The organism is Streptomyces wedmorensis, from assembly GCF_000716445.1.
In the GTDB taxonomy this organism is placed as follows: Bacteria; Actinomycetota; Actinomycetes; order Streptomycetales; family Streptomycetaceae; genus Streptomyces; species Streptomyces wedmorensis.
Map to the genome: position 1 here is coordinate 18,181 of NZ_JNWK01000069.1, position 22,260 is coordinate 40,440.

A 22,260-nucleotide genomic window follows, 5' to 3' on the forward strand; every position below is an offset into this window, starting at 1 on the left:
CCATTTTCGCTGGTCAAAGGCCTGAGTGTGGGGAGTGTAGTGCTGTGGAACCGGGTGTGGGGCGGTCTTTCGCGGACCGTCCCACCAACGGGTGGCTGCGCCGCATGTAATGACAGTGCTCCGGGCAGTGCGCCGATGTGAGCGAGCACGCATCAGAGAACGCCTGGGACAATGAATTTGCTGATCTTGTCCTGCGGATCGGAGCCAGGTTCACGCGGGTGGAACCCCGGCGGCGAGCACGCGACTATATCCGTGGGCTCCTGGGCCAAGTCGGCCGCAAGAACAGCTGGCAGCTTGCCGAACACGCGGGTCACGCCACACCGGACGGCCTTCAGTGACTGGTGTCCCGCTGCCGCTGGGACCCGGACGAGATCCGCGACGACCTGCAGGCCTACGTCGCCGAACGTCTTGGGGCCGACGGCGGTGTGCTGATCATCGACGACACCGGATTCGTCAAGAAGGGCACCACCTCCGCCGGCGTCCAGCGCCAATACTCCGGCACCGCCGGGGCTTGTATTTCAATTACTGCTCGATGGAAGGGCGTTGGCGGGACACTGAAGTGTGACTGCACGTATGGCCGCTCGGGCTTCGGTTGTGGCTTTGAGGGCGAAGTTCGATCAGTTCCTTCAGTTCCTTCCGCATCTCGATGAACGGCGCCGTCGGATCTACCTGGCCAGTGAAGCCACTGCGCTTGGCCATGGCGGGATTACGCTGGTTGCGGCTGCTTCTGGCGCCAGTGCGGCCACCATCGCTCGGGGGATCGCCGAGCTGTCTGCGTGTCCTTTGCCGGCCGGGTGGATCCGGGCTCCAGGAACCGGCCGCAAACCACTGACGGTCACCGACCCCGGTCTGCTGCCCGCGCTTGAAGCCCTGATCGAGCCGCACACCCGAGGCGATCCGGTCTCGCCGTTGCGCTGGACCACGCTCTCGCTGCGGTCCCTGGCCTCGGCGCTTACCACTCAGGGCCACCCGGTCAGCGCGACGGCCGTCGGACGCCTGCTGCACGCCCTGGGATACAGCCTGCAAGGCACCGCCAAAACCACCGAAGGCGCCAGTCATCCGGACCGATATGCCCAGTTCACGCACATTAACGCCACCGCCGCGGCCTTCCTCGAAGACAACCAGTCCGTGATCAGCGTGGACACCAAGGCCAAGGAATGGCTGGGCGACCGCGACCGCCCCGGACGCACCTGGCGGCCGGGCAAGAACCCTATCCGCGTGGACTGCCACACCTTCATCACCAGCGACCAGCCCGTGGTGATCCCTTACGGGATCTACGACATCGCCCGCAACACTGGCTGGGTCAACGTCGGGACCGACCACGACACGGGCGAATTTGCGGTGGAATCCATCCGCCGCTGGTGGCAGCAGCGCGGACGTGTCGACCACCCCGACGCCCGCAGGCTGCTAATCACCGCCGACTGCGGAGGTTCCAACGACCCCCGCCGCTGGACATGGAAGAAGCACCTCGCTGCCTTCGCGCTGGAAAGCGGACTCGAGATCACCGTCTGGAAGGGCCCGGTCCTGGTTCATTCGCCCGGCGGCCTCAGCGGTTCGTCGAGAGCGTCGGCCCCTCGAACTCTTCGTGTGGCGCCCCAACGTGCGGCTGCTTCGAGCTGGAGCAGGTTGAGCCCGGTTTCTTTGGCGAGTTGTTCCTGGCTGAGGTGAGGGTGCTGCGTCTGGGCCCGGTCGATCTTCGCGGCCCAGAGTTCTTCGTTGACGAAGGGCCGGTGCAGGTATCGCTGCTGCAGGTCGGCCAGGTGTGCGGTGCCGCAGGCCGTGATGGGACGCCGGCCGTCGTGCTCGGGGTCGGCGGGGTCGGCCCAGGAGGAGTCGCGGACGCGCCCGTAGACACCCTCGCCAGCAGGGAACGCCTGGTGGCAGAGGTCGCAGATATCAGGCAGGCCCGGGTCGTCGGCCTCCGGGCGAGGGTCCATCACCGGCCTCGCCGTTCGGCCTCGGTGATCCGGAAACGGTAGGACTCGGTGCCGGTCTGGATCAGGGTGCAGCGGAAGGTGATCCGGTCGGCGATGGCCGTGCAGAGCCTGGGGTCGCCGAAGGTCTTGTCCCACTCGGCGAACCGGGAGTTCGTCGCGACCGCGGTCGCCTTGCACTCCTCGCGCTCGGTGAAGATCTGGAACAGCAGCTTGGCGCCCTTCTTGTCTAGGTTCAGGTAACCGAACTCGTCCAACACAGCAGGTCAACCTTGCTGTAGCGGGCGATCACCGTCGAGGCCGGTGCGGCGCAGCCCGCAGGCGTGCGCGGTGACGACTGGCGCGCACCGCCTCCTCGACCCGCTGACCGAGCTTGGAGAGGGCGTCCTCGGTGAAGGGCCCTGGCGCTGGCGGGCCTTGCGCGCCAGCGCCAGGGCCCTTCAGTCGTACCAAGGTCATCTCCGGTGACTGTGGGGTAGGGCGGGCCGGACAGGCGCGTCCTGGACAGCGTTCCGATTCGTTTGTGGCGTTGTCGGTCGGCTGGGCGGGCGATCGTTGTGGAACTTCGCGTAATTCCCCAGGTTGAATTTCACGCCATGGGCCGTGGGGAAGGCGGAGTTGTTCCGGGCTGACCAGGAGGACGGCACTCTCCCCGGGCCGCCCGGCAACCAGCCGATCCTTCAGGTCCGCGCCGGGCGGTCAAGGATGAGCGCAGCTCATCGCGGTAGCGACGCCGTAGGCGTCCTTGACGGCTCGGCTCGGACCGGACACTTCAGAGCCGGGCGGCCCGTCTTCCCCGTCCTCATCTGGATCGCACGAACGAGCGGGGACGACGGAGCCGGGCTGGGGAATTACGCGAACGCCGACAATCGTCGGGTCAGGCCGGCTCTGAGAGGGCCGGGTAGCAGAAGCCCAGCGGCGGCGCTTCCATGCTGACCCTGCCGTCGGAGAAGGCGGGGAGGGGTGTGTCTGCCGGCATCTTCCAGTCGGCGGCGTGGGAGTTCTCGCTCAGTACGGTGTTCAGCCACGCCACGTACTGGGCGAAGGTGGGCTGGGTCAAGGTTTGCCTCCTGTGCTGGGGGCGGGTGTGGGGACGTCGGGGCGCTGCTTGTTGCTGGGTTGTGTCGGGGTGGGCGTTGGTACTTCGTGGGCTATCGGTGAGCGGGCTGCCACTGTGCCAAAGCCGCCGGGTGCTGGTGAGGCTGCAGCGGCCCGGAAGGTGCAGCGGGAGTGCTGCGGTCCGTGTCCGTCAGCCCTGGTCAGGGGACCTGCCGGGTGTGGTGAGGGCTGCCTGGCCGATGAGGTCGGTCAGTGCGTCGCGTACAGGTGGCGGGACGATTCCGCCCGCTGCCAGGAGCTTACTCCTCGGCATCCTGACGGGCATCACCACCGTTCTGACCGTCCTGGCCAGCGGAACCTGGCGAGCGGATTGCTCGCTGGCGGCGGAGGCGGCCCGGGTGAGGCGGAAGCCGGCGTCTCGCAGGCGGCTGATCTCAGGGTGGCGGTCGGGCAGTCTCAGCTGGTTGCGGTTGTCCAGGGCAGGGGGAGGCCGAGGTACTGCATGGCTGGCAGCGTCAGGTCGAGGAGGTGGTCTGCGCCGGTATCGACCCATGTCTGGTCGGCGAAGTGCGCGATGAGGCCTTCGTCCTCCCGGTCGATGACGGCAAGCGGTCCGCGCGGGAACGAGGGTACAACGGTGTGTCGCGTGAGGTCACTGGTGCGGGAGCGGGGGCGGCGATGCGCTGCTGGTGGGGTTGTTTGGTGATGGTCTGCAGGCCGCCGAGGAGGCGAGCCTAACTTAGCTAGGGAGCGTATTCGGTTGTGATCAAGGGGCCGCTCGTGTGAGGTCCTTGATCCAGATCATGGAGGCACGGAGGTGGAGACCGGCGAGGTAGCTCCCCGGGGTCTTGTCGTAGCGGGTGGCGATGCCTCGCCATGTCTTCAGCCTGTTGATCGCCCGCTCGACGGTGTTCCGTTCCTTGTAGAGCTCGGTGTCGTGACTGACGGGCCGGCCGCCCCCACTGCCCTTCTTCTTCCGGTTGGCGGCCTGGTCCTTCTTCTCCGGGATGACCGCCTTGATACGACGTTTGCACAGGTGGCCACGGTTGTCGCGAGACGAGTAGGCCTTGTCTCCTGCGACTGCGTCCGGCCTGGTGCGGGCGCGGCCGACGGGCCCGCGCACCCGCACCGTCTTCAGGACGGGGATGAACTGCGGGCTGTCCGCTGCCTGGCCCGCAGTCAGGATGAACGCCAGCGGGCGGCACTTGCGGTCGGCGGCGAGGTGGACCTTGCTGCTCTGCCCGCCCCTGGAGCGTCCGAGGAGGGCGGCCTTCAGCCGGAGTTTCCGCCGACGCCGAACGCGTCGTCGTTTTTCCCGCGCGGGATCGCTTTCGGTCTCCTGCCCTCTTTGTTCTTCGAGCCCGCCCCCTTTGACCCGGCCTTCTCCTCCTCGACGGCGGCTTTCTCCAGGGCGGTGACGACGTCCTCGTCAAGGTGCATCCCGGCCGCGTCGTGGTGGGCACGGGCGGTGGTGGAGTCGATGCTGACCAGGGACAGGTTCACCTCACCGCGCTTCGCGGCTTCCGCGATCAGGCCCTCCAGCAAGGCCTCGAAGACCCCGGCGTTACGCCACTGCCGGAAGCGGTTGTGGACGGTCGACCATGCACCGAACTCTGTCGGCATCTCCCGCCACTGTCCGCCCGTCTTGAACCGCCAGATCACGCCCTCGAACTGCTGCCGCAGCCGCTCGGGGTACGGGCCGTACTCGCCGATCGGCAGGTACGGCTCGATGAACTCCCACTCCGGGTCGGTCAGTTGCACTCGCGTCGCGCAAGACGGTTTACCGGACCAGACCGTGCCACGAAGGCGCATCCCGCAGATTGATCACGACTCGATACGCTCCCTAGCGCCACTCGGTTCGACGGGGGCTCCGCCGGCGGAGCCCGCGCGGGCGGTTCCATGCCAGAAGGCCGTCGACACCCCTTGTTCCGGCACGTGGGTCTCCCCAGAATGGAAACCGACCACGGGGTACGGGAACAAGAAGCGGGGGGCAGATGACCATGCCACCAACTGGGGGCAGCTCCCATGTGCGCATGCTGTTGGGGGCCTATGTTCTCGGCGCGCTAAGCGCCGAGGAGGATCGTTCGGTCGCGGAACACCTCTGGCACTGCGAAGAGTGCGGTGCCGAGTATTTGGAGATGACGGAGACCCAGAGCCTGCTCTCGTTGTTCAGCGAGGCTGACCTCCTCGATGGCCTGGACGAGGAAGCGCGCCCGGAACGGAGGAAGACCGGCCTCGACGACGCCGATCTGAGCGACTGAACCCCCACCCCGCTGACCTCGTGCCCTTTCACGAGGCAGTCGACATACCGACAGTCGCCCCGGCCGGTTGGCGTCACGGGACAGGCGATTTCGGCGTACTGCCGTCCTCGTCCTGCTCCTGGAGGTCCGGCATGCCGAAACACGCCTGGAAGAAGACAGCCATGCTGGCGGCGGGCTTCGGTGCTTCGCTCCTATGGGTCACCAGCATGGCGACCGCGCACGACCCCCACACCGCCCCGACCACTGTTGACATGTTCGCCATGAACAGCGCCAGGTCCCCGGCCGCGGCTGTACGGACCCAGGCCGCCGCGCAGCAGAGGGCCGCGGAGGTCGCAGCGGCCAGACGGCAGGCGATCCAGGCCGCCGCACGACGCGCGGAGAAGAAGGCCGCGGCGGAGCGGGCGGCGCGTGACGGGAGGGCAAGCGAGCTGCGGGAGGCATCCTGGGTGACGCCCGTGCGGGGATACGTCCTCGGCGCACCGTACGGTGCCGGGGGCCGTCTGTGGGCGCGTCGACACAGTGGCCAGGACTTCGTCGTGTCCACAGGGACCCCCGTCCACGCCGCCCACGGCGGCACGGTCGTCGCGGCCGGCTGGGGTGGTGCGTACGGGTACAACATCGTCATCCGGCACGACGCGCACACCTACACCCAGTACGGGCATCTCTCTCGGATCGACGTGTGGGTGGGCCGGCGCGTCACCACGGACCAGCTGATCGGCAGGTCGGGCAGCACCGGCAACTCCACGGGCCCGCACCTTCACTTCGAGGTGCGCACGCAGCCGGTGTACGGCTACGCGATCGCACCGCTCACCTTCTTGCGTTCGCACGGCGTCCGGGTGTGACGCGCGACGGCTCAGCCCGCGCGACGCGGCTCGCGCGCCGGGAGCCGCCACAGCCGTTCGCACTCCTGGAGGTCGTGCTCGCTCTCCGAGGACCGCTGTCCGTCCCGTGAGCCCAGTACCGCGACGGTGCTTGCCGTGACTGGTGTCGCGGGCGGAGGGAGCCGGTCACACGGGCCCGGACCGCATCCACCGGATGCCCGGCGTCTGTATCCGCCCGCCTCCCGACCTCACATCGTGCGCGGATACTTCGGCGGCCGGCACTCCGCTACGTCATCGACGAGTGAACCCCATGAGTTTCGCTCAACACGGAAGTAGCCGGAAGAGAATCACACTTACGTCCCGTTCGAGCCGGCCGCCCTGCAGGGGGAGTTATACACGAGCGAGAGAAGTGATCGGTTCAAAGGTGCAGGAAGAATTGAGGCGAAGTGGCAATAATGAATCCGCTCTATTGACAGGGCGTCCGACGGACCCCCATCATCGGCGAAAGTCCTGAAATCTCCTTGCGTACCGCGTGATGGTTCAGACCAGGAGGATAAGTGGATTCAGAATCCATGGAGTCACTCATCATTCGACACATTCAGGCGGAGCTGGACGGCGACCTCGAGGCGGCTGTTTCCGTGTACACCCATGACATTGAGCATGATTTCGTCGGGAGTCCCTCCCCTTCGGTCGGCCGCGATGCCGCGAAGCGTGCCTACGAGCGTCTCGATGCGGCACTGAGAACCGAGGAAATGACGCTGACCCGGATTTACCACGGGGCCGCCCACTGTGTTACCGAGCATGAGTTCACCGCCTCTGTGAAGGGCGCATTTCCAGGCGTACCGGAAGGCGCGGCTCGAATCCACGGCCGGCTGCTACACCTTTTCGAGTTCCGCGACGGACTGATCAGTCGAGAAAATGTCTGGGCAGGCCCCTTCACGCCGATCGACTGACGACGAAACGAACAAAGCCGGCAGAGGAGGGCACCGTTGCCCGATGCGCATATCGTTGACGTGGTCAAGTTCATGCCCGGCAGGATTGTCGCGGCGTCACCGGTGGGCGAGGGGGACTCGCTGGCCGGAAGCGACTTCTTCCACGGCGTCGCACAGCGAAGGTTCGCCTCGCCCGAGTACTCCTCGGCGGAGCTCGGAATACATGCTCTCAGCAAGCTGCTGCGGCGGAACGGTATCGCTGCGGACAACGTCGATCTGATCCTCTATTCCTGTGTCTTCAATGACACGTTCTGGCCCGGCATCGGGCCGGCCGTGCAGGCCGGCGTCGGCGCACGGAACGCGATGGTCATGCAGGTCGACACCAGCTGCTGCTCCTGGCTGTCTGCACTGCGCGTCGCGGAAGCGTTCATCGGGACCGGGCAGTGCCGGAATGTCGTGGTCCTCACGGTCACCAATTTCATATCGCGTCTTCCGGAGTTCCAACGCTCCAGCGGATCCCGCGTACTCGGTGACGGCGCGTCAGCGGCGCTACTGGCTCCGGGAGAACGAAGCATCCTCGCGTCTTTCGAGCGTTCGCACGGTGAGCACAGTGGATTGCTGAACTTCGATCCCGACCTGGTCGATGGTGTGTTTCACGACTTCTGGGAGCGCGGCTGCGGGCCGATCTCGGTACGCTTCACCGAGGAGAGCGTGCGCGCGATCCGCGAGAATGCGACCGCCCTGGTACCCGAGGCAGTTGAGATCAGTCTGAAACGCGCCGGAATGATCCCGGACGACGTCTCCCTGTTGATCACACACCAGCCGAACTCGAAACTGCTTGACGATTGGCGTCAGGCCTGCGGGATCACCGGGACGCGGACGCACGACACGCTTGCGAAGTACGGAAACCTCTTCCACGGATCGATTCCCGTCACCCTTGCCGATGCATTGGAAGAAGGCCGCATCAGGACGGGTGATGTCCTGGCTCTCGGTACTTTCGCCAATGGTGGTGACATGGTGAGCGCCATGACGCTGCGGTGGACCGCGCCCGTGCGGGCTCCCGCCATCACCCAACGGGTTGACGGGGCATCCGACGCCGAACACTACGAAAGGCTGCACGCCGTGACCAAGCCGACAGGGACGGCGCCCTTTCTGAAGCCGGGCACCACAATGAGGCCTTCGAGCGTCTCTACGCCGCCAAGCCGGGGCGACCTCGCAGCGATCAGCGGGCTGATACGCCGGGAGAACACCAGCCAGGAGGAATGCCTGGCGCTCATGCAGAAGCTGACCAAGCCGGTGTACCAGCACGCGGAGATCTTCGACGAGTACTGCTCGCTGGGCCAGTACATCGACGTTCCCTTCGACGTCCTGGTCGACTACGCGGCAGACGTGCACTCCCTGGAGGAGTGGACCTACAGCGTGCGGGACTTGCGGCACGTCGGCGGCGGACTGTACCGGGGGCAGGAGGCCATCCAGCCCGATACGAAGATCTTCATCCGGGCGGACGTCCAGCGTGGCCCCGATCTGGCGACCGTGGTCTACCCATGCGCCTGGGACCAGGGCCACGACCTCTGGATGCGTTACTACTTCACCTTCATCGACGCACTGCGGACACTGCGCCGGCCAGGGACCGTGGCGTTGTGGACGAACTGCAAGCACCCGTACTACGACCGCGACGTCACCGATGTTCCTCAGTACATCACCGAGGGCCGATCCCGCACCGACCGCTACTGGGTGGGCGACATCTGGCCCAATTTCGATGCCATCCACCGTATTGAGATCCGCAACATGAAGCGGATCGCCGAGGCCCGGTTCATCTCCGGCACCGAGTACTCCTGCCGAGAACCCCATGCAACTCGTTGACGCGCTCGTCGATGCCCTGCGTGACTGGAACACGCGTTACGTCTTCGGTGTCAGCGGAGCCAATATCGAGCACTTCCACGACGCGATACACCGCCGCGGGGGGCACCGACTGATGTCAGTGCTGTCCCGGCGGGAGGACGGCGCGGCGTTCATGGCCGACTGCCGGGCCCGGGTGCACCGCACGCTCGGGGTCTGCTGCTCGACGTCCGGCGGCGCGATGATGAACCTGGCTGTGGGGCTGGCCGAGTCGTACGCCGACTCCGTTCCTGTGCTTGCCGTCATCGGTCAGCCCGCACTGGCGATGGACTCGCACGGGGCTTTCCAGGAATCGTCCGGGATCGGAAGGACAGTCGACGCGATCGGCTTGCTCTCGGCGATCACCAAGAGCACGTTGCGCATCACAGACCCGGCTGAGTTCTGGTCTGCGCTCCGCTCCGCGGCCACGACCGCGCTGACCGGTCGGCCGGGGCCGGTCGCCCTGTTGCTGCCGCGGGATCTCAACACCGCGGACGTCGGCGACCGGCCGGCGGACTGGCCGTCGGACCTCGGCGCGCTGGCGAGCGGCGGCGGCGTGGACGAGCATGACGTGGAACTGCTCCTCAACGCGATTCGCCAGGCCGAGCGACCGGTGCTGCTGCTGGGCCATGGCGTGCGGCGCAGCCGCGATCCGGACGCCGTGATCCGGTTCGCCCAGCGCGCGGCGATCCCGGTCGCGACCACGATGTCAGCCCGCGCGGAGTTTCCCAACCGGGACCCCTTGTATCTAGGGGTCGTGGGGATGACGGGGCATCCGTCGGCCCATGAGTTCATCGCTGAACACGCCGACCTCGTGATAGCGGTGGGGACAGGTCTGAGCGTGATGACCCGGGCGCCCCTGGGCCGTCTGGAGCCCGGGCGGGTGGTCGTGGTCAACCCCGATCCGGAGACCGTCCATCTGCAGGGCGTACCACGGGTAGCCGTCGCCGCCGACGCAGGCGAGGTTTTTCAACGGCTGCTGGAGCTCCACGAGGGCGGCCCGGCCAGAGCCCCCCACTCCCATGGGTACCGTCTGCGCCGGTTCGTTCCTCGGCTCGCCACCGGTGTTCCCAACGCCACACCGGATCCGCGCGCGGCCGGGGACGACTTGCTGCGGAGTACGGCCTTGGCGCTCATCGAGGAGCACCTGCCGTCCGGCGGTCATATCGTCCTTGACGCCGGCAACTGCGCGTCGGCGGCGATCCATCTGACCGGCGTTCCGCCACAGGCGACCTCAACCATCGCGCTGGGCGCCGGTGGGATGGGCTACAGCATCGCCGCGGCGGTTGGAGCGCAGCTCGGCTCGGCTCCAGGCACCCGAACCACGGTGATCTGCGGTGACGGTGCGCTGCTGATGAACGGCCTGGAGATCCATACCGCCGTGGACCTGCAGCTGCCCATCCTGTTCCTCGTCTTCAACAACCAGATGCACGGCATGTGCGTGACACGCCAGCAGCTCTTCTTCGACTCGAGAATCGAGTCCGCGCAGTATCCGCAGGTCGATGTCGCCACGTTGGCCCAGGGCCTGGGGCCCGTCGACCGCCTCTGGACGGGTAGCGCCGGCAGTCCCGCCGAACTGCGGCGACAACTGGAGGACTACCGAACCACTGCGGCAGGCCGACTCCCCGGCGTCCTCGAACTTCGGCTGTGGCACGAGGAGATACCTCCGTTCGGAGCCTTCCTTCCGGCGGCGGAGCCGACCTATTCCGTTCCGGCAGTCCTGAGTCCCGCAAGATGAGGAGAGCCCGTGATCAGCGCCAAGACGCTCACACTCCACGACGGCACCCCTGTCCCACTGACCTGCGTCGGCAGTGGCCCGACCGTTGTCGTGGTGCATGGCGTGATGTCCACCGGCGAGAATTGGCTCGACGTGGCACACCACCTCGCCCCGATCCACCAGTGCGTCCTCCTGAATCGCCGAGGGCGCACGCCCGGGGCGGCCCTCGGGGCCGACTACGGACTCCACACAGAAGTCGGTGATCTGCGCGACCTCTTGAACGACCTAGGACCTGACGTGACCCTGGTGGGGCACAGCTACGGTGGGACGATTGCGCTCCTGGCCGCCCTGGAGCACCCTGGCCTTCGTTCGCTTGTCCTCTACGAACCCGCATGGCCGCTCGTCGGCCCCATCGGCGGCTCTGCCGTGCGGCTGATCGCCGAAACGGTGGCACGGGGGGACCTGGACACCGCGCTGGCCGCGATCTTGACGCAGATCATGAACATGCCTGCCGAAGCCGTGGATCAACTCCGCGACGCACCGCAATGGCAGGACCAACGTGTTCTCGTCCCCTCCACCGTCGCAGAGCTGCGGGCACTCGACGCCCTGCCGCCGACCATCGGACGCTTTGCCCGACTCGCTACGCCCACGCGCATTCTGTTGGGGGAGGCCACTCCCGCCGAGTCGCCGTTCAGCCACACCGCCCGGGCGCTCGTGGACGTGATGCCCGACGCCGTACTGGAAAGGGTTCCCGGCCAGGGGCACCTGGCCCATGTCTTCGCGCCGGCGCGACTTGCCGCGGCCATCGCGGCTGCGGGACTCGCCTGAGGAGGGAGACCTGCGTGAACCGAGAACGACAAGGAGGGGAACAGGCGTGCACGAACAGACGATCAGCGATACCCACCGCAGGTCTGGAAGACCGCTTCCGCCGCGCTGACCAGACGATCACTGTCGGGGCCGCCGTGATCTCCGTCGAGTTGTCGATCCTGGCGGGCCGTGCACCGCAGACCAAGCGGGAGCTGAGCAGCACCGTGCCGGACCTGGTCTGTCAGCACCACCCCGGCTGCGGGTCTCGACGTCCACACCGTCGTCAACGGTACCGATGCCGACTGCGCGTGGTGCCGCAGCCACACGGCAGCCACACGGAATTCCCAGGATGAAGGGCAGGTGCTGATCACCGTGCGACAGAGCCAGGCCGACCGGCCCCCGAATGAACCGTTCACCGACGAGTACTTCCAGAATCCCTACTTGACCTACGCGTGGCTGCGGGCACGACACCCGGTCTACCGGACCCCCCTCCCGTTGGGAGACGGTCACGTCTGGCTGCTGAGCAGGTACGAGGACGTGCGAAGCGCGCTAGCGGATCCACGGTTCAGCTCCAGCGTGGAACGAGCAGGTGAGGGAATCCGGAACTCCGGGCTGGCGTACGGTGCCGGTGGAGCACTGGAGCGCTCACTCTCGAAGACCGATCCGCCCGACCACACCAGACTCCGCACTCTGGCGACCAAAGCCCTGACCGTGCGGCGGATGGAGGCATGGCGGAAGCCGGTCCAACGGATCGCGGACCGGCTACTGGACGAACTGGACCCGAACAGTCCGCTGGATGTCCTGTCCGACTTCGGATCACCCTTCGCGATGACGGTCCTGTGCGAGGTGCTCGGTATCCCACTCGCGGATCACAGCATGGTCCGACGCTGGGCCGAGGTCATGTCCTCCGCGGATCCGGCCGAGCGGAAGCAGATACCGGAAGCGATGGATGAGCTGGAGAGACGCGCCACCGAGCTCATCGCCATGAAACGCGCCCACCAGACCGAAGACCTGCTGTCCGATCTCGTCTTCGCCCGTGACGCCGGAAACCAGCTGAGTGAGATCGAACTCCTCGCCATGTTGGAGGGACTGATCGTTGCCGGCCACAAGACCTCGGTCGACCTGATCGGAAACGGGCTGCTCGCGCTGTTCGACCACCCCGCCCAGAAGGAGCTGCTGCAAAGTCGCCCCCAGCTGATCGAGCCGGCAGTCGAGGAATTCCTCCGCTACGACGGTCCCACCGCCAACTCACTGTGGCGTTTCACCACCGAGACGGTACGAGTCGACGGCGTCGATATACCACCCGGTGAGACCGTTTTGCTCCTCCTCGCCTCGGCGAATCGCGATCCCAGAAAATTCTCCGACCCGGATTCGCTTGATATCGGACGAATCAATCCCTCACATCTCGGGTTCGGGCACGGCGCCCACCGCTGCCTTGGTGCTGCACTCGGCCGCTTGAACGGACGCGTCGCCCTGTCAACCCTGCTGGACCGGTTCCCGACCATCCAACTGGCTGTTCCGCGCAGCTCGATCCGCTACCGGAAATCGATCCTCTTGCGCAGCCTGGAGGAGTTGCCGGTACGCCTGCAGGCGTAGTGCTTCGCCGGCTCCCGGTGGGTGTCACTGGGCGCCACGCAGTGTGAGGTCGAGGATGGCTGGTGAACCCCCTGGACCAGGCGCGCGATGGTGTCCGCAAGCGGCGCCATCCTTCAGAGAAGGACACGCCGGCCAGGCCTGCTGCGGCGCCCGCGCTCGGGCGCGTGAGGCAGCCTGTTGCAGCCCGCCGAAAACGATCGTGGCGTGGCGGGCATCCGACAGACGAAAGGTTGACGAGATGGGAATACAAATTGGCCTCGGCCTGCCCTCAGGCGGTCGATGGGGGACCGCCGAAAACATCTATGCCCTCGCCGAGCTGGCCGAGGAACTCGGTTACGCCTCAGTTTGGACCTTTCACCACCTGCTGCACCCTCTGCATCCCCTCGATCCCTTCCCCCCTCGGCCGGATGAGCCGAGGCCTGCGGCGGGCCGCGACGCGGTGGACCCGTTCGTCGCACTCGCGGCAGTCGCCGCCCGGACTTCGCGCATCCGTCTCGGCGTCGGGGGGATCGTCGCGCCCTACTACGCGTCGCCCCTGATGCTCGCAAAGCAGGCAGCCACTTTGGACATGCTCTCGGGCGGCAGATTGGACCTCGGCCTCGTGGCCGGCTGGTCACGCGACGAGTTCGCCGGTGCAGGCACATCGCATGACGAACGGGCCGCGCGAATGGACGAGATCCTGGCCGCCCTGCCGACGATTCTGGAGTCCGAGGTCGTCTCAACGAAAGGCAGGGGCTTTCTGATCAACGAGGCGATTGTCGGGCCGAGGCCCGTGCAGTCGCCGATCCCACTGATCATCGGTGGGTACAGCGAGGCGACTGTCCGCAGGATAGTTCAGTTCGGACACGGCTATGTAGCCGGACACATGGCGTTCGATCAGTGGCCGCGCTGGATCGATCGAGTCTCCCGACGCATGGAGGATGCCGGGCGGGATCCGGCGACACTCCGCTATGTGTGCCGAGCCACGGTCGACCTTCGGGAAACAGCGCTCCTGGAGCGTCGACCACTGCAGGGCGACCCCGACCAGATCCGCGCCGACCTCGCGTGCTACGAGGAGTTCGGCGTGACCGACCTGTTCATCGACCTCAACTTCGACCCCTACGTCTCCGAGGGTGCCGCGTCCCCGAAGGAGGCGTACCGGAGAGCCGAGCACGTGGCCCGCGCATTGGCGCCAGTTCAGTAAGGACCACGGGTGTCCGTCTGGGAGCGGTCAGGAGCCCGACCGCCGGGCATCGGCAACACGGATCAGCTGGTTCGCCATCCGGCCCACTGGGCTCGCGACGAGGCCGGCACCCCAGTACGAGGCCGGGGTGCCGGGGGCTTCGGGCCGCCGTCAGACGTCGATGGCGACCAGCTGCCTGCCGTCGCGCGTGATCACCTCGAAACGGTCGAGTTCGGAGCGGGACATCGACGATCCGCCGTGGACCATGAGGGAGTCGGGCGCGCCCGGAACGCCGTAGCCGGGCTCGGGAACCTTCCAGCCGGTCACCGTATGGCGCAAACCATCCGTCGAGACGGCCACCAACCTGCATTCGAGCGGCCCGGCCACACCCCGTAGCTCAAGGGCGATGTGTGTCCCCCATTTCTTGTCCTCCAGGCCGATCTGCGCCGTGATCCCCGCGGCCGGGTTCTCACCCCGGTGCTGCTCGCCGACCATGAGCAGGTGCGCGGCCCACGGGGGGTTCTGGTGGGACTCGTCCGAACCGTCGCGGAGTACGCCCCCCAAGGCGAGCCCGCTCGCGAACATGGCCACGGAGGCGGCGAGCATGAGGAACTGCCGCCGCCGCCGCCGGAGCCGGACCATCCTCGTGAGGGGAGCGGGCGCGGCCCCGGCCCCGGCCGTCTCCGGTGTCCCGGCCAGCTCGTCCAGGTCCGGCCCGGTCGCGGCGAACTCGGCAAGCAGTGACGCGACCTCGGACAACGACCGCGTCTCCTCGGCGCACATCGTGCACGACCGCATGTGGGACTCGAGCTCCGTCGCTTCATCAGCATCGAGAGCCCCCAGCACGTAGGCGCCGACCTCCCTACGCGGCTCCAGGTGTGACGGCGTCACATGGTCCTCCTTCATTCCCCGTTGAGAGCCTTTCGTCGCTAGTCACGTACGAGCGGGGTGTCGGGATCAAAGTGTTCGACGGCAAGATGCGCTAGGGATATGCCGAGGTGCCATGCGGGGATCCACGGGGACCTCCTCCGGCGATCCTGGTCCGAGCCGAACGGGGGCGGTTCCGGACCCAGCAGCGGCGGCAGGAGCTCGGTGTCGCGCAGCCATGACCATGCTGTCCGGGCTATCGCCACGTCGGGGTCTCCGCGTCCCAGGGCCCGGTCCCGGGCCGCCGTACGCTCCAGTCGCGCCTCCGCCCAGGTCCGCCAGTCGTCGGCGTGCGCGGTCAGCGTCAGCCAACGCTCTCGCTGGTACGCGGCGAACAGATCGGAGACCTCGATGTCCGGGCAGGACAAGTAGAGAGTCAGCGTGAGTGCTCTGCGCCCCGCCCCGTACTCCGTGGAACCGGGCGCCATCAGATCACCGAGGAGCATGAGCCGGTCGGCCAGGAAGTCGGAGCACATCCAGGCCATGGGTACGGCAGGCTCTCGGCCACCGGGCTCATCCACGCTCTCGCTCAGCATCCGTACCACCTCCTGCCGGTCCTCGCGCGGAGGCCGTGAGTGAAGTCGTCACTCCCGGAGAACGGACGGGCAGGCGCGTCGGCTCAATCCGACTCCGCGCGATGAACCGGGCGGCTACGGCTCCCGTTGAGAGGGAGAACGCATTCTCCCTCGAAGGGACGACACGCATGTCTGTGGAACCCGTTCACCACCACGACACGACCGAAGGCGAGTCCGGCCGGGCCGCCGGGCAGATCGACACCCCTGAGGCCCAGGCGAAATTCGACAAGGCCTATGCGGAGCTCCTCCAGGAGGTCAGGGTGGCGCAGACCGGAGTGCAGTTCCTGCTCGGCTTTCTGATGACCTTGGCCTTCTCCCCGCGATTCCCCGAGATCAGCACCGCTCAGGCCTACCAGTATGTGTTCACGCTCGTCATGGCGTTCGCCGCGGCGACGCTCCTGACGGCCCCGGCGCCCTTTCACCGGGTCGTCTTCCGGCACGGCCTCAAGCACCGGCTGCTCAGCCTCTCCCATGGCTTCGCGCTCGGGGGACTGGTGCTGCTCATGCTGTCCATGAGCAGTGCCCTGCTGCTCACGGTCGCCGTCGTCCTCGGGCCGAATCAGTCCGCTCTCATCGCGGCGGTCATCTTCAGCGGAATGGCCTGGCTGTGGTTCGGGCTGCCCATGTGGCAGCGACTCCGCCACGGCCGGCTCTCCAAGCGCCGCTGAAGCTCTCTCTTTCCAGAAGGTTTGAACGCAAGGCAGCCAGGTTGAGTGCTGGTCGACACAGGAACAACGACAGATGAACGAGGGAGTTCGTGTGTACTGGCGTCGCGGAGCAGCAGCAACTGCCGTGTGTGGAACCGTTGTCATCCTCTCGTCCGTCGCGCCGGTCGCGCCGGCCCACGCGCATGGCGCACCGTGGAATCCGATCAGCCGCGCCGCCGCGTGCGCCCCTGACAACGAGCGCTACTCGGACTCCCCGGCCTGCGTGGCCGCGCAGAACGCCAGTCCGGGTGGAGCACTGGACGCGTGGGACAACCTGCGGCGCAAGGGCGTCGACGGCAATCACCGCTCCGTGGTCCCCGACGGGGAACTGTGCGGTGCCGGTCTCGACGCGTACCGGGGACTGAACCTTCCGCGGAGTGACTGGCCCGCGACGCTCGTCCACGAAGGCGCGGACCACACCTTCAAGTTCCTGGCGACCGTTCCGCACAAGGGCCGTTTCACGGTCTACATCACCAAGGACGGTTACGATCCCTCCCAGCCGCTGCGCTGGTCCGACCTGGAGGCCGAGCCGTTCGTCGACGTGACCGACCCCGAGCTGATCGAGTCCTCGTACCAGTTCACGGGCCGGCTTCCGGCGGGAAAGAAGGGCCGGCACGTCATCTTCACCATCTGGGAGAACACCACCCTCCCCGACACCTACTACTTCTGCTCGGACGTCCTGTTCTGGGGAGGCCGGGCCAATCCCTCCAAGAGCCCTGCACCGACCTCCGGGACGAAGACGAAGGAGATCGAGGTCGGTCTCCCCGGTCGTCCCGTGCCGACCCGTTCCACGCCGAAGGCGACGAGGACGGTACCCGCCGTCGTGCCGAGCGGGAGCTCCGAGAAGGTCCTTTCCCCGGTGGCCAAGGCCGCGGGGCTCGTACCGGGCACGGAGCAGGGCGGCCTGGCCCTGGTGCTGGCCTGCACGATCGCCGTCCTGGCGGCCAGTGTCGTCATCGTCCTCAGCTTCTTCATCCGGCGGCAGGGCCGAAGGAGTTCCTAGCCGCGTCGACCCTCGGAAGGCTGCCATGTCCCCAAGCCCCCGGCTCCCGGCCCCCTCGTTCTCCGCACCCTTCCAAGGGCCTCCGCGCCGCTCCCGGGAACCGGCGCTCTTCCCCCCGCCGGCCCCTCCGTCGCGAGCGGGCCGTCAGCCGTTCCCGCACGGATCGGCGTCCTGAGCCATGGAGGAGCCCGTGCCGCCGCATCCCCGTCGTTTCCTCGTCGCGGCGCTGTGCGCGCTGTCCGTCGTCGCGGCTTCCGCCTTCGTCCTGGGGCGGCTGTCCGCCGGGCCCGCTCCGCTGCGTACGAGTGCCGCCACGCCGACCGTCCGGGCCGAGCCGACAGTTCCCGACTCCGTCTCCACCACCCTTCCGAGCCCGCCGGCGCGGAGTCCGCTCGACCGGGCGTACCCGCTTCCCGGCGTCGGAGCCGGCACGGCGGACCGTGCCGGCTTCTCTCCGTACGTCGACACCTCACTGGTCGACTCGCGCCCGCTGGCCGAGACGGCGCGCGAGAAGGGAATCAGGGAATTCACCCTGGCCTTCGTCGTGGCGGACGAATCCGGCGACGGCTGTGCGCCCAGCTGGGGAGGAAGCGGCCTGCGGGAGAATCCTGTGGCTGCGCAGATCGGTGACGTCCGCGCCACAGGTGCTGATGTACGTGTCTCCTTCGGCGGCGCCGACGGCGTGGAACTGGCCTCGGCGTGCGCCGACGAGAGCGGTCTGGCCGACGCCTACCGCGAGGTGGTGGACACGTACCGGCTGACCAAGGTGGATTTCGACATCGAGGGCAGCGAACTGGGTGAAACGGCCGCCAACGACCGTCGGGCGCGCGTCATCGCGCGACTGCAGCGCGAGGCCGCGGAGGCGGGCCGCACGCTGGATGTGAGCCTCACCCTGCCGGTGATGCCGGAGGGGCTCACGGAGGAAGGGGCGCGGCTGCTGGAGGGTGCCGTGGCCGCGGGTGTCCGGATTTCCGGCGTCAACATCATGACGATGAATTACGGGCCCGAATACCGGGGTGACATGGCCGAGTACGCGGGGCAGGCGGCCGAAGCCGTCCATGCGCGGCTCACCGGGCTGCTCGCCCTCACCGACGCCGACGCGTGGCGAGTCCTGGGGCTGACCCCCATGATCGGGGTCAACGACGTCACCGCCGAAGTCTTCGACGTGGGCGACGCCGAGGAGCTGTTGGAGTTCGCCCGGGCCAAGGGGATCGGCCGGATTTCGATGTGGTCCGTGGTCCGTGACGGCCCGTGCCCGGACGGGCGACAGCCGCGTGCCGTCGCGACCTGCAGCTCCATCGACCAGGAGGAGGGTGACTTCCTTCGCGTGTTCGCGGCGTACGAAGGGCCTCGGAAGCCTCTCGCGGACTGACCGCCCCGGCTCGCCGCCCGGCCGCACGAGGGTCCGGGCGGCGAGCCGGGTTCTCAGGCCCGCGCGGCGGCCGGTGCGGTGTTCTTCTCCAATGTCACTGTGAGGAACGGCAGTTCCGCCACCAGCGTGTCGAGGAACCGTCGGCGGTCCGCCGTGCGCAGCACGGGACGCCAGTCGCCCGGCGGTGAGACGTCGCAAGGCCAGAGGCAGAAGCGGCCCCGGCCGTCCACGAGGATCCGTAGTGGCTCGTCGGCTGTGTCCACAGCGATCTGCATCGTCGTCTTCCTGTCCTCGGTCGTCGGCCGTCCCGTCGGGGACAGCCCTCACCACCGCCCACGGAACAGACGGACAGCCCGTTCACTCGGGCCGGGAGACAGGTGCGGGGAAGGGCAGCCGGCGCGAGGCCACGCGACATGTGACGTATGTCGCCCCGTCGGCCGGGACTGAACCCGCCCGCGCCCGCCGCCCGTGATGGCGGTCGACGGAGCCGACTCGGCCGTGACCTTCCGGCAGCCGGCTCGCGCTGAACCCCCCTCTTGTTCCCGCGCCACGAAAGGCCGCTCGAATGAACAAGCGTATATTTGGTACCTCTGTCGCGTCCGTCGCATCCGTCACGGCCCTCGCCCTGATCTGCACGGCGGCAGCCCCCTCGCGTGGAGACGTGGCGTCCGTCCCGCGGACCAGCACGGTCGCGGCCTTCGCCCCACTCGCGGCGAACGGCTCGACGCGAGGCCATCCCAGCGGCGCGATACGCGAGGAAGATCCCCGTCACGAGCTCGCTGTCGCTCGGGCCCTGACGCTCGCCCGCGACCGCGCCGCGCTCCCGGAGCACAACTCCCGCATGGCGGTGAAACCCCGGCGTACCCTGCTGCCCGGCCCACCTGCAGAGGTGCCCCCCGGCGTCCGCAGCACGCGGGCACCGAGGCTCTCCGAGGCGGATGTCGCCGTTCGCGTGGCCCTGGCGCAGCGGGGCAAGCCCTATGTGTGGGGCGCCACCGGCCCGAACGCGTTCGACTGCTCGGGCCTCGTCGGTTACGCGTACCGCGCGGCCGGCATCCGGCTCCCGCGGACCACCTGGGACCAGATCGACACAGGCCGTCGGATCCCCACGTCCGCGCTGCGGCCGGGCGACCTCGTCTTCTATCGCGAGGCCGCCCACGTCGGCATGTACATAGGGGGAGGCCGGATCGTGCACGCTCCGCGGCCCGGAACCTCCGTCAAGGTCGCCGACCTCCACATCATGGGGGTCTACGCGGCAGTGAGGCCGTACTGAGCCACGCGCACGGCGCGGAAACGGTCCCGGCCGTCGCGGCCGGGACCCTCGCTGTCCGCAGGCACAGGCAAGGGCCGTTCCGCTCCACGGGGGGACAGCGAGCGGAACGGCCCTGCGACCCGGATGGGGAGACCCGGGTAGGCCGCGGCAGAGGCGTGATGGCGGTGCCTGCGGCTCAACCGGTTCCACGGGCCGCCGACGGAGCCGGTTCACCCTCCCGAGAATTCCCCGTCTCTGAACCACCGGGCGGCCGGGGCCGTTCAGTCATGCATCGAGTGAGCACCCGCCCCCGAGATCCGGAGGGATCATGCCCCAGAACGGTCACGGCCGGCCTGCCGAGAGCTGGTTCCAGGCCGAGGCGCTGGTGGAGGAACTGCTGTGCGCCGGAGGTCTGTACAACGGAGGATCCCTGGAGTCCCGGGCGACCCGTGAGGTCCTGACGCTCACCGCGATGTTCTGTGAAGAGGGCATGTGGGTGTGCGGCGAGGTGAGGAACCCGGTGAAGATCGACAGGTCCCTCACCAGACTCCGGTACGCGATCCGCAGCGATGCCCTCTGGCACGCCTGGTGCTCCGGGCGGCTCCTCACCGTCCAGGGCGCGAACGGTGTCGACGCGGCCTACGCGCGGCGGTCCTGGCGCTGGCTCACCCGTGACCGAACGGTGCCGGTGGACGACGTGCCGGTGCGCTGGGCACACGAGGACGGACTGGCGGAGGGCGGAGCACGCGACGCGACGATGCGGGGATACCCGTCCCTCGACCGGCTGACGGTCTGGGAACTCGGCCTGGTGCGTGCCCGGATGGCCTTGGACAACCTCCTGCTCGCCCAGGTGGGCGTACTCGATGTGATCGGCAGCGTGGTCCTCGTCGGCAAGGGGGCGCCCACGGTCCCCGAAGGAGAGCCGGGCTTCGTCCTCGAAGCGGTCTGGGCCCCGGACGAACTCCTGACGGGCACCGCGCGCCGCGTCACGTCCCTGCGCGTGGCCCTCGCCGACGGCAGCACGGCCCGCGTCTCCCCCCAGCAGCTGATCAGCCTGGGCGAGTTGCCCGCCGCCGGCTGAGCGGACGGTCGGATCGTCGACCCCGACCGCCGGGGGACCCCGCGAGGACACGTTGAGGCCGTTCAGACCTGTCCCGTAGACCTTACTGCCCTCCTGGTAGCAGGCCGGCACGCTCACCGGCGCAACCGGCACGCACGCCCTCCCCAGCTCCTGCCCCTGCTCGACGTGATTCCGCCGGTCCGGGGCCTACGGGGCGGCCTCGTCGCGGGCCCCGCTTGTGTACGCCGGCCGGGCTACGACTTCGGCAAGCACCGCCGCCTGCTGGGAGACCCGGCAGCACACCCGTGATCGCGCGACGCGTCGTCGCCCCCGGCTCCGGCCCCGGCCAGGCCCGCGGGTGGTCGCGCGCGCCTTCGTCTGGCTGCACCGCTGCGAAGGACTCCGTCCCCGCCACGACGGCCTTGCTCCGGTGGGCGGCAGGACCGTGTCCGGCACCGTGTCCGGCTGCCGATTCCACCTCCTCGCGCGGGTATCAATGCCGCGGATGTCCTGTTGCTATGCCGGTTGTCTGGTCACAGGCCGAGTTCGTGGAGCATGGCCTGGATTTCGGTGTGTGGGTCGCTGTGGGGGTGGTGGGAGGCGTGGAGGACGCGGTGGAGGCGTAGGTCGAGGAGCATCCCGAGTGTGACGTCGGTGTGGGAGATGTCGAGGGGGAGGGCCAGGGGGGCGGCGTGGCGGGTGAGCAGGTCGTGGGCTTGGGCTCGGGTGTCGGGGTGGTGCAGGGCGGCGTTGTCGAGGGTGGCGTGGTAGGCGTTGGCCGCGTCGGCCCAGACGTGTGCGGTGGAGGGGTGGATGTGGTGGTCGGTGAGGTACTGGTGGAGTTGGGGCAGGTAGCGGTTGAAGTTGTTCTGGGCCAGGAGGGTGAGGCCCTCTTGGAAGTGGCGGCGGTAGGTGGGGTCCTGCTGGACGAGGAGCCAGTGGACGGTGGCCGCGGGCAGGGGTCCTCGGGTGGGCAGGAGGGTGGCGCCGATGTCGTGCAGTGAGGCGTGCCGCAGGTAGAGCTGGTGGTGGGCGGTGTCGCCCAGCGTGGTCAGGCCCGGGCCGGGGATGTGGTCCTGGTCGTGAGGCGGGGCGCTGGGGTCTTCCCGTCTGCGGCGCTTGGTGGGGTGGTGCGGGTCGGGTGTGGTGGGTGGTGTCTCGTGGGTGTGTTTGCGGGGTGGCTGCTGTGGGGGGGTG

At 68.1% G+C, this 22,260-nt stretch carries 17 protein-coding genes and 5 pseudogenes; 15 read left to right on the forward strand and 7 right to left on the reverse strand.

All coding sequences use genetic code 11. From position 1 onward, the window contains the following. Positions 1-191: 191 nt before the first annotated feature. Positions 192-509 (forward strand): annotated as a pseudogene (locus tag OO54_RS44330) (transposase); the annotation flags it as partial. Between the two features lie 64 nt (positions 510-573). Then, positions 574-1,551, forward strand: a pseudogene (locus OO54_RS35585) (ISAzo13 family transposase); the annotation flags it as partial. A gap of 385 nt (positions 1,552-1,936) precedes the next feature. On the opposite strand, the pseudogene OO54_RS47840 reads toward OO54_RS35585, so the two are convergent. From OO54_RS47840 to OO54_RS44335, 3 genes and pseudogenes are all read right to left on the reverse strand, one after another. After that, positions 1,937-2,223 (reverse strand): annotated as a pseudogene (locus tag OO54_RS47840) (ATP-binding protein); the annotation flags it as partial. Between the two features lie 588 nt (positions 2,224-2,811). Continuing rightward, positions 2,812-2,994, reverse strand: a complete 183-nt coding sequence (locus OO54_RS35595) for a hypothetical protein (RefSeq protein ID WP_033211004.1) — start codon at positions 2,992-2,994, stop codon at positions 2,812-2,814. Between the two features lie 765 nt (positions 2,995-3,759). Beyond that, positions 3,760-4,805: pseudogene (locus OO54_RS44335) on the reverse strand (IS5 family transposase). A gap of 221 nt (positions 4,806-5,026) precedes the next feature. Here OO54_RS44335 and OO54_RS48645 point away from each other — a divergent pair. From OO54_RS48645 to OO54_RS35650, 8 genes are all read left to right on the forward strand, one after another. Continuing rightward, positions 5,027-5,254: a zf-HC2 domain-containing protein gene (locus OO54_RS48645; protein ID WP_051787591.1), complete on the forward strand. Its 228-nt coding sequence runs from the start codon at positions 5,027-5,029 to the stop codon at positions 5,252-5,254. A 131-nt stretch (positions 5,255-5,385) separates the two neighbouring features. Next, complete coding sequence (locus tag OO54_RS35615; RefSeq protein ID WP_033211011.1) at positions 5,386-6,096, forward strand: M23 family metallopeptidase; 711 nt, start codon at positions 5,386-5,388, stop codon at positions 6,094-6,096. Positions 6,097-6,647: 551 nt separating this feature from the next. Continuing rightward, positions 6,648-7,028 (forward strand): nuclear transport factor 2 family protein, encoded by a 381-nt coding sequence (locus OO54_RS35620; protein ID WP_033211013.1) that lies wholly within the window; start codon positions 6,648-6,650, stop codon positions 7,026-7,028. A 36-nt stretch (positions 7,029-7,064) separates the two neighbouring features. Beyond that, positions 7,065-8,870, forward strand: coding sequence for a 3-oxoacyl-ACP synthase III family protein (locus OO54_RS47845; protein ID WP_234439602.1), 1,806 nt, complete (start codon positions 7,065-7,067; stop codon positions 8,868-8,870). Further along, positions 8,857-10,623 (forward strand): thiamine pyrophosphate-binding protein, encoded by a 1,767-nt coding sequence (locus OO54_RS35635; protein ID WP_051787593.1) that lies wholly within the window; start codon positions 8,857-8,859, stop codon positions 10,621-10,623. The genes OO54_RS47845 and OO54_RS35635 overlap by 14 nt, the downstream gene beginning before the upstream one ends. 9 nt (positions 10,624-10,632) lie before the next feature. Next, a complete protein-coding gene (locus OO54_RS35640) occupies positions 10,633-11,430 on the forward strand; it encodes an alpha/beta fold hydrolase (RefSeq protein ID WP_051787595.1) in 798 nt (265 codons plus the stop codon). Positions 11,431-11,769: 339 nt separating this feature from the next. Next, positions 11,770-13,005, forward strand: coding sequence for a cytochrome P450 family protein (locus OO54_RS35645; RefSeq protein WP_078905521.1), 1,236 nt, complete (start codon positions 11,770-11,772; stop codon positions 13,003-13,005). 238 nt (positions 13,006-13,243) lie between these two features. Then, entirely contained in the window at positions 13,244-14,188 is a 945-nt protein-coding gene (locus tag OO54_RS35650) for a TIGR03619 family F420-dependent LLM class oxidoreductase (RefSeq protein WP_051787597.1), read from the forward strand. 150 nt (positions 14,189-14,338) lie between these two features. Here OO54_RS35650 and OO54_RS35655 read toward each other — a convergent pair whose 3' ends face one another. Beyond that, positions 14,339-14,926, reverse strand: a complete 588-nt coding sequence (locus OO54_RS35655) for a hypothetical protein (RefSeq protein WP_157856565.1) — start codon at positions 14,924-14,926, stop codon at positions 14,339-14,341. A gap of 170 nt (positions 14,927-15,096) precedes the next feature. After that, on the reverse strand, positions 15,097-15,579 hold the full coding sequence (locus OO54_RS35660) for a hypothetical protein (protein WP_157856566.1): 483 nt from the start codon (positions 15,577-15,579) through the stop codon (positions 15,097-15,099). A 218-nt stretch (positions 15,580-15,797) separates the two neighbouring features. Between OO54_RS35660 and OO54_RS35665 the strand changes: the two genes are divergently transcribed. The 3 genes from OO54_RS35665 to OO54_RS46110 all read left to right on the forward strand — a co-directional run bounded on the left by OO54_RS35665 (position 15,798) and on the right by OO54_RS46110 (position 18,751). Further along, positions 15,798-16,337, forward strand: a complete 540-nt coding sequence (locus OO54_RS35665) for a DUF6328 family protein (RefSeq protein WP_051787601.1) — start codon at positions 15,798-15,800, stop codon at positions 16,335-16,337. 124 nt (positions 16,338-16,461) lie between these two features. After that, a complete protein-coding gene (locus OO54_RS42730) occupies positions 16,462-17,379 on the forward strand; it encodes a lytic polysaccharide monooxygenase auxiliary activity family 9 protein (RefSeq protein ID WP_157856567.1) in 918 nt (305 codons plus the stop codon). A gap of 610 nt (positions 17,380-17,989) precedes the next feature. Then, positions 17,990-18,751, forward strand: coding sequence for a chitinase (locus OO54_RS46110; RefSeq protein ID WP_157856568.1), 762 nt, complete (start codon positions 17,990-17,992; stop codon positions 18,749-18,751). Positions 18,752-18,804: 53 nt separating this feature from the next. Here the strand turns inward: OO54_RS46110 and OO54_RS35680 are convergent, their stop codons facing one another. After that, positions 18,805-19,026, reverse strand: a complete 222-nt coding sequence (locus OO54_RS35680; RefSeq protein ID WP_033211017.1) for an MbtH family NRPS accessory protein — start codon at positions 19,024-19,026, stop codon at positions 18,805-18,807. A gap of 386 nt (positions 19,027-19,412) precedes the next feature. Between OO54_RS35680 and OO54_RS35685 the strand changes: the two genes are divergently transcribed. Together OO54_RS35685 and OO54_RS35690 are read left to right on the forward strand one after the other, a co-directional pair. Beyond that, positions 19,413-20,024, forward strand: coding sequence for a C40 family peptidase (locus OO54_RS35685; RefSeq protein ID WP_051787607.1), 612 nt, complete (start codon positions 19,413-19,415; stop codon positions 20,022-20,024). 307 nt (positions 20,025-20,331) lie between these two features. Next, complete coding sequence (locus OO54_RS35690) at positions 20,332-21,084, forward strand: hypothetical protein (protein WP_033211019.1); 753 nt, start codon at positions 20,332-20,334, stop codon at positions 21,082-21,084. A gap of 512 nt (positions 21,085-21,596) precedes the next feature. Here the strand turns inward: OO54_RS35690 and OO54_RS35695 are convergent. Beyond that, positions 21,597-22,260: pseudogene (locus OO54_RS35695) on the reverse strand (hypothetical protein); the annotation flags it as partial.

Bases quoted from the DNA above. Each gene is read 5' to 3' on its own strand.
- OO54_RS48645 (WP_051787591.1), top strand. From the start codon at position 5,027: ATGCTGTTGGGGGCCTATGTTCTCGGCGCGCTAAGCGCCGAGGAGGAT.
- OO54_RS35615 (WP_033211011.1), top strand. From the start codon at position 5,386: ATGCCGAAACACGCCTGGAAGAAGACAGCCATGCTGGCGGCGGGCTTC.
- OO54_RS35620 (WP_033211013.1), top strand. From the start codon at position 6,648: ATGGAGTCACTCATCATTCGACACATTCAGGCGGAGCTGGACGGCGAC.
- OO54_RS35635 (WP_051787593.1), top strand. From the start codon at position 8,857: ATGCAACTCGTTGACGCGCTCGTCGATGCCCTGCGTGACTGGAACACG.
- OO54_RS35650 (WP_051787597.1), top strand. From the start codon at position 13,244: ATGGGAATACAAATTGGCCTCGGCCTGCCCTCAGGCGGTCGATGGGGG.
- OO54_RS35660 (WP_157856566.1), bottom strand. From the start codon at position 15,579: ATGGCCTGGATGTGCTCCGACTTCCTGGCCGACCGGCTCATGCTCCTC.
- OO54_RS35665 (WP_051787601.1), top strand. From the start codon at position 15,798: ATGTCTGTGGAACCCGTTCACCACCACGACACGACCGAAGGCGAGTCC.
- OO54_RS35680 (WP_033211017.1), bottom strand. From the start codon at position 19,026: ATGCAGATCGCTGTGGACACAGCCGACGAGCCACTACGGATCCTCGTG.
- OO54_RS35690 (WP_033211019.1), top strand. From the start codon at position 20,332: ATGCCCCAGAACGGTCACGGCCGGCCTGCCGAGAGCTGGTTCCAGGCC.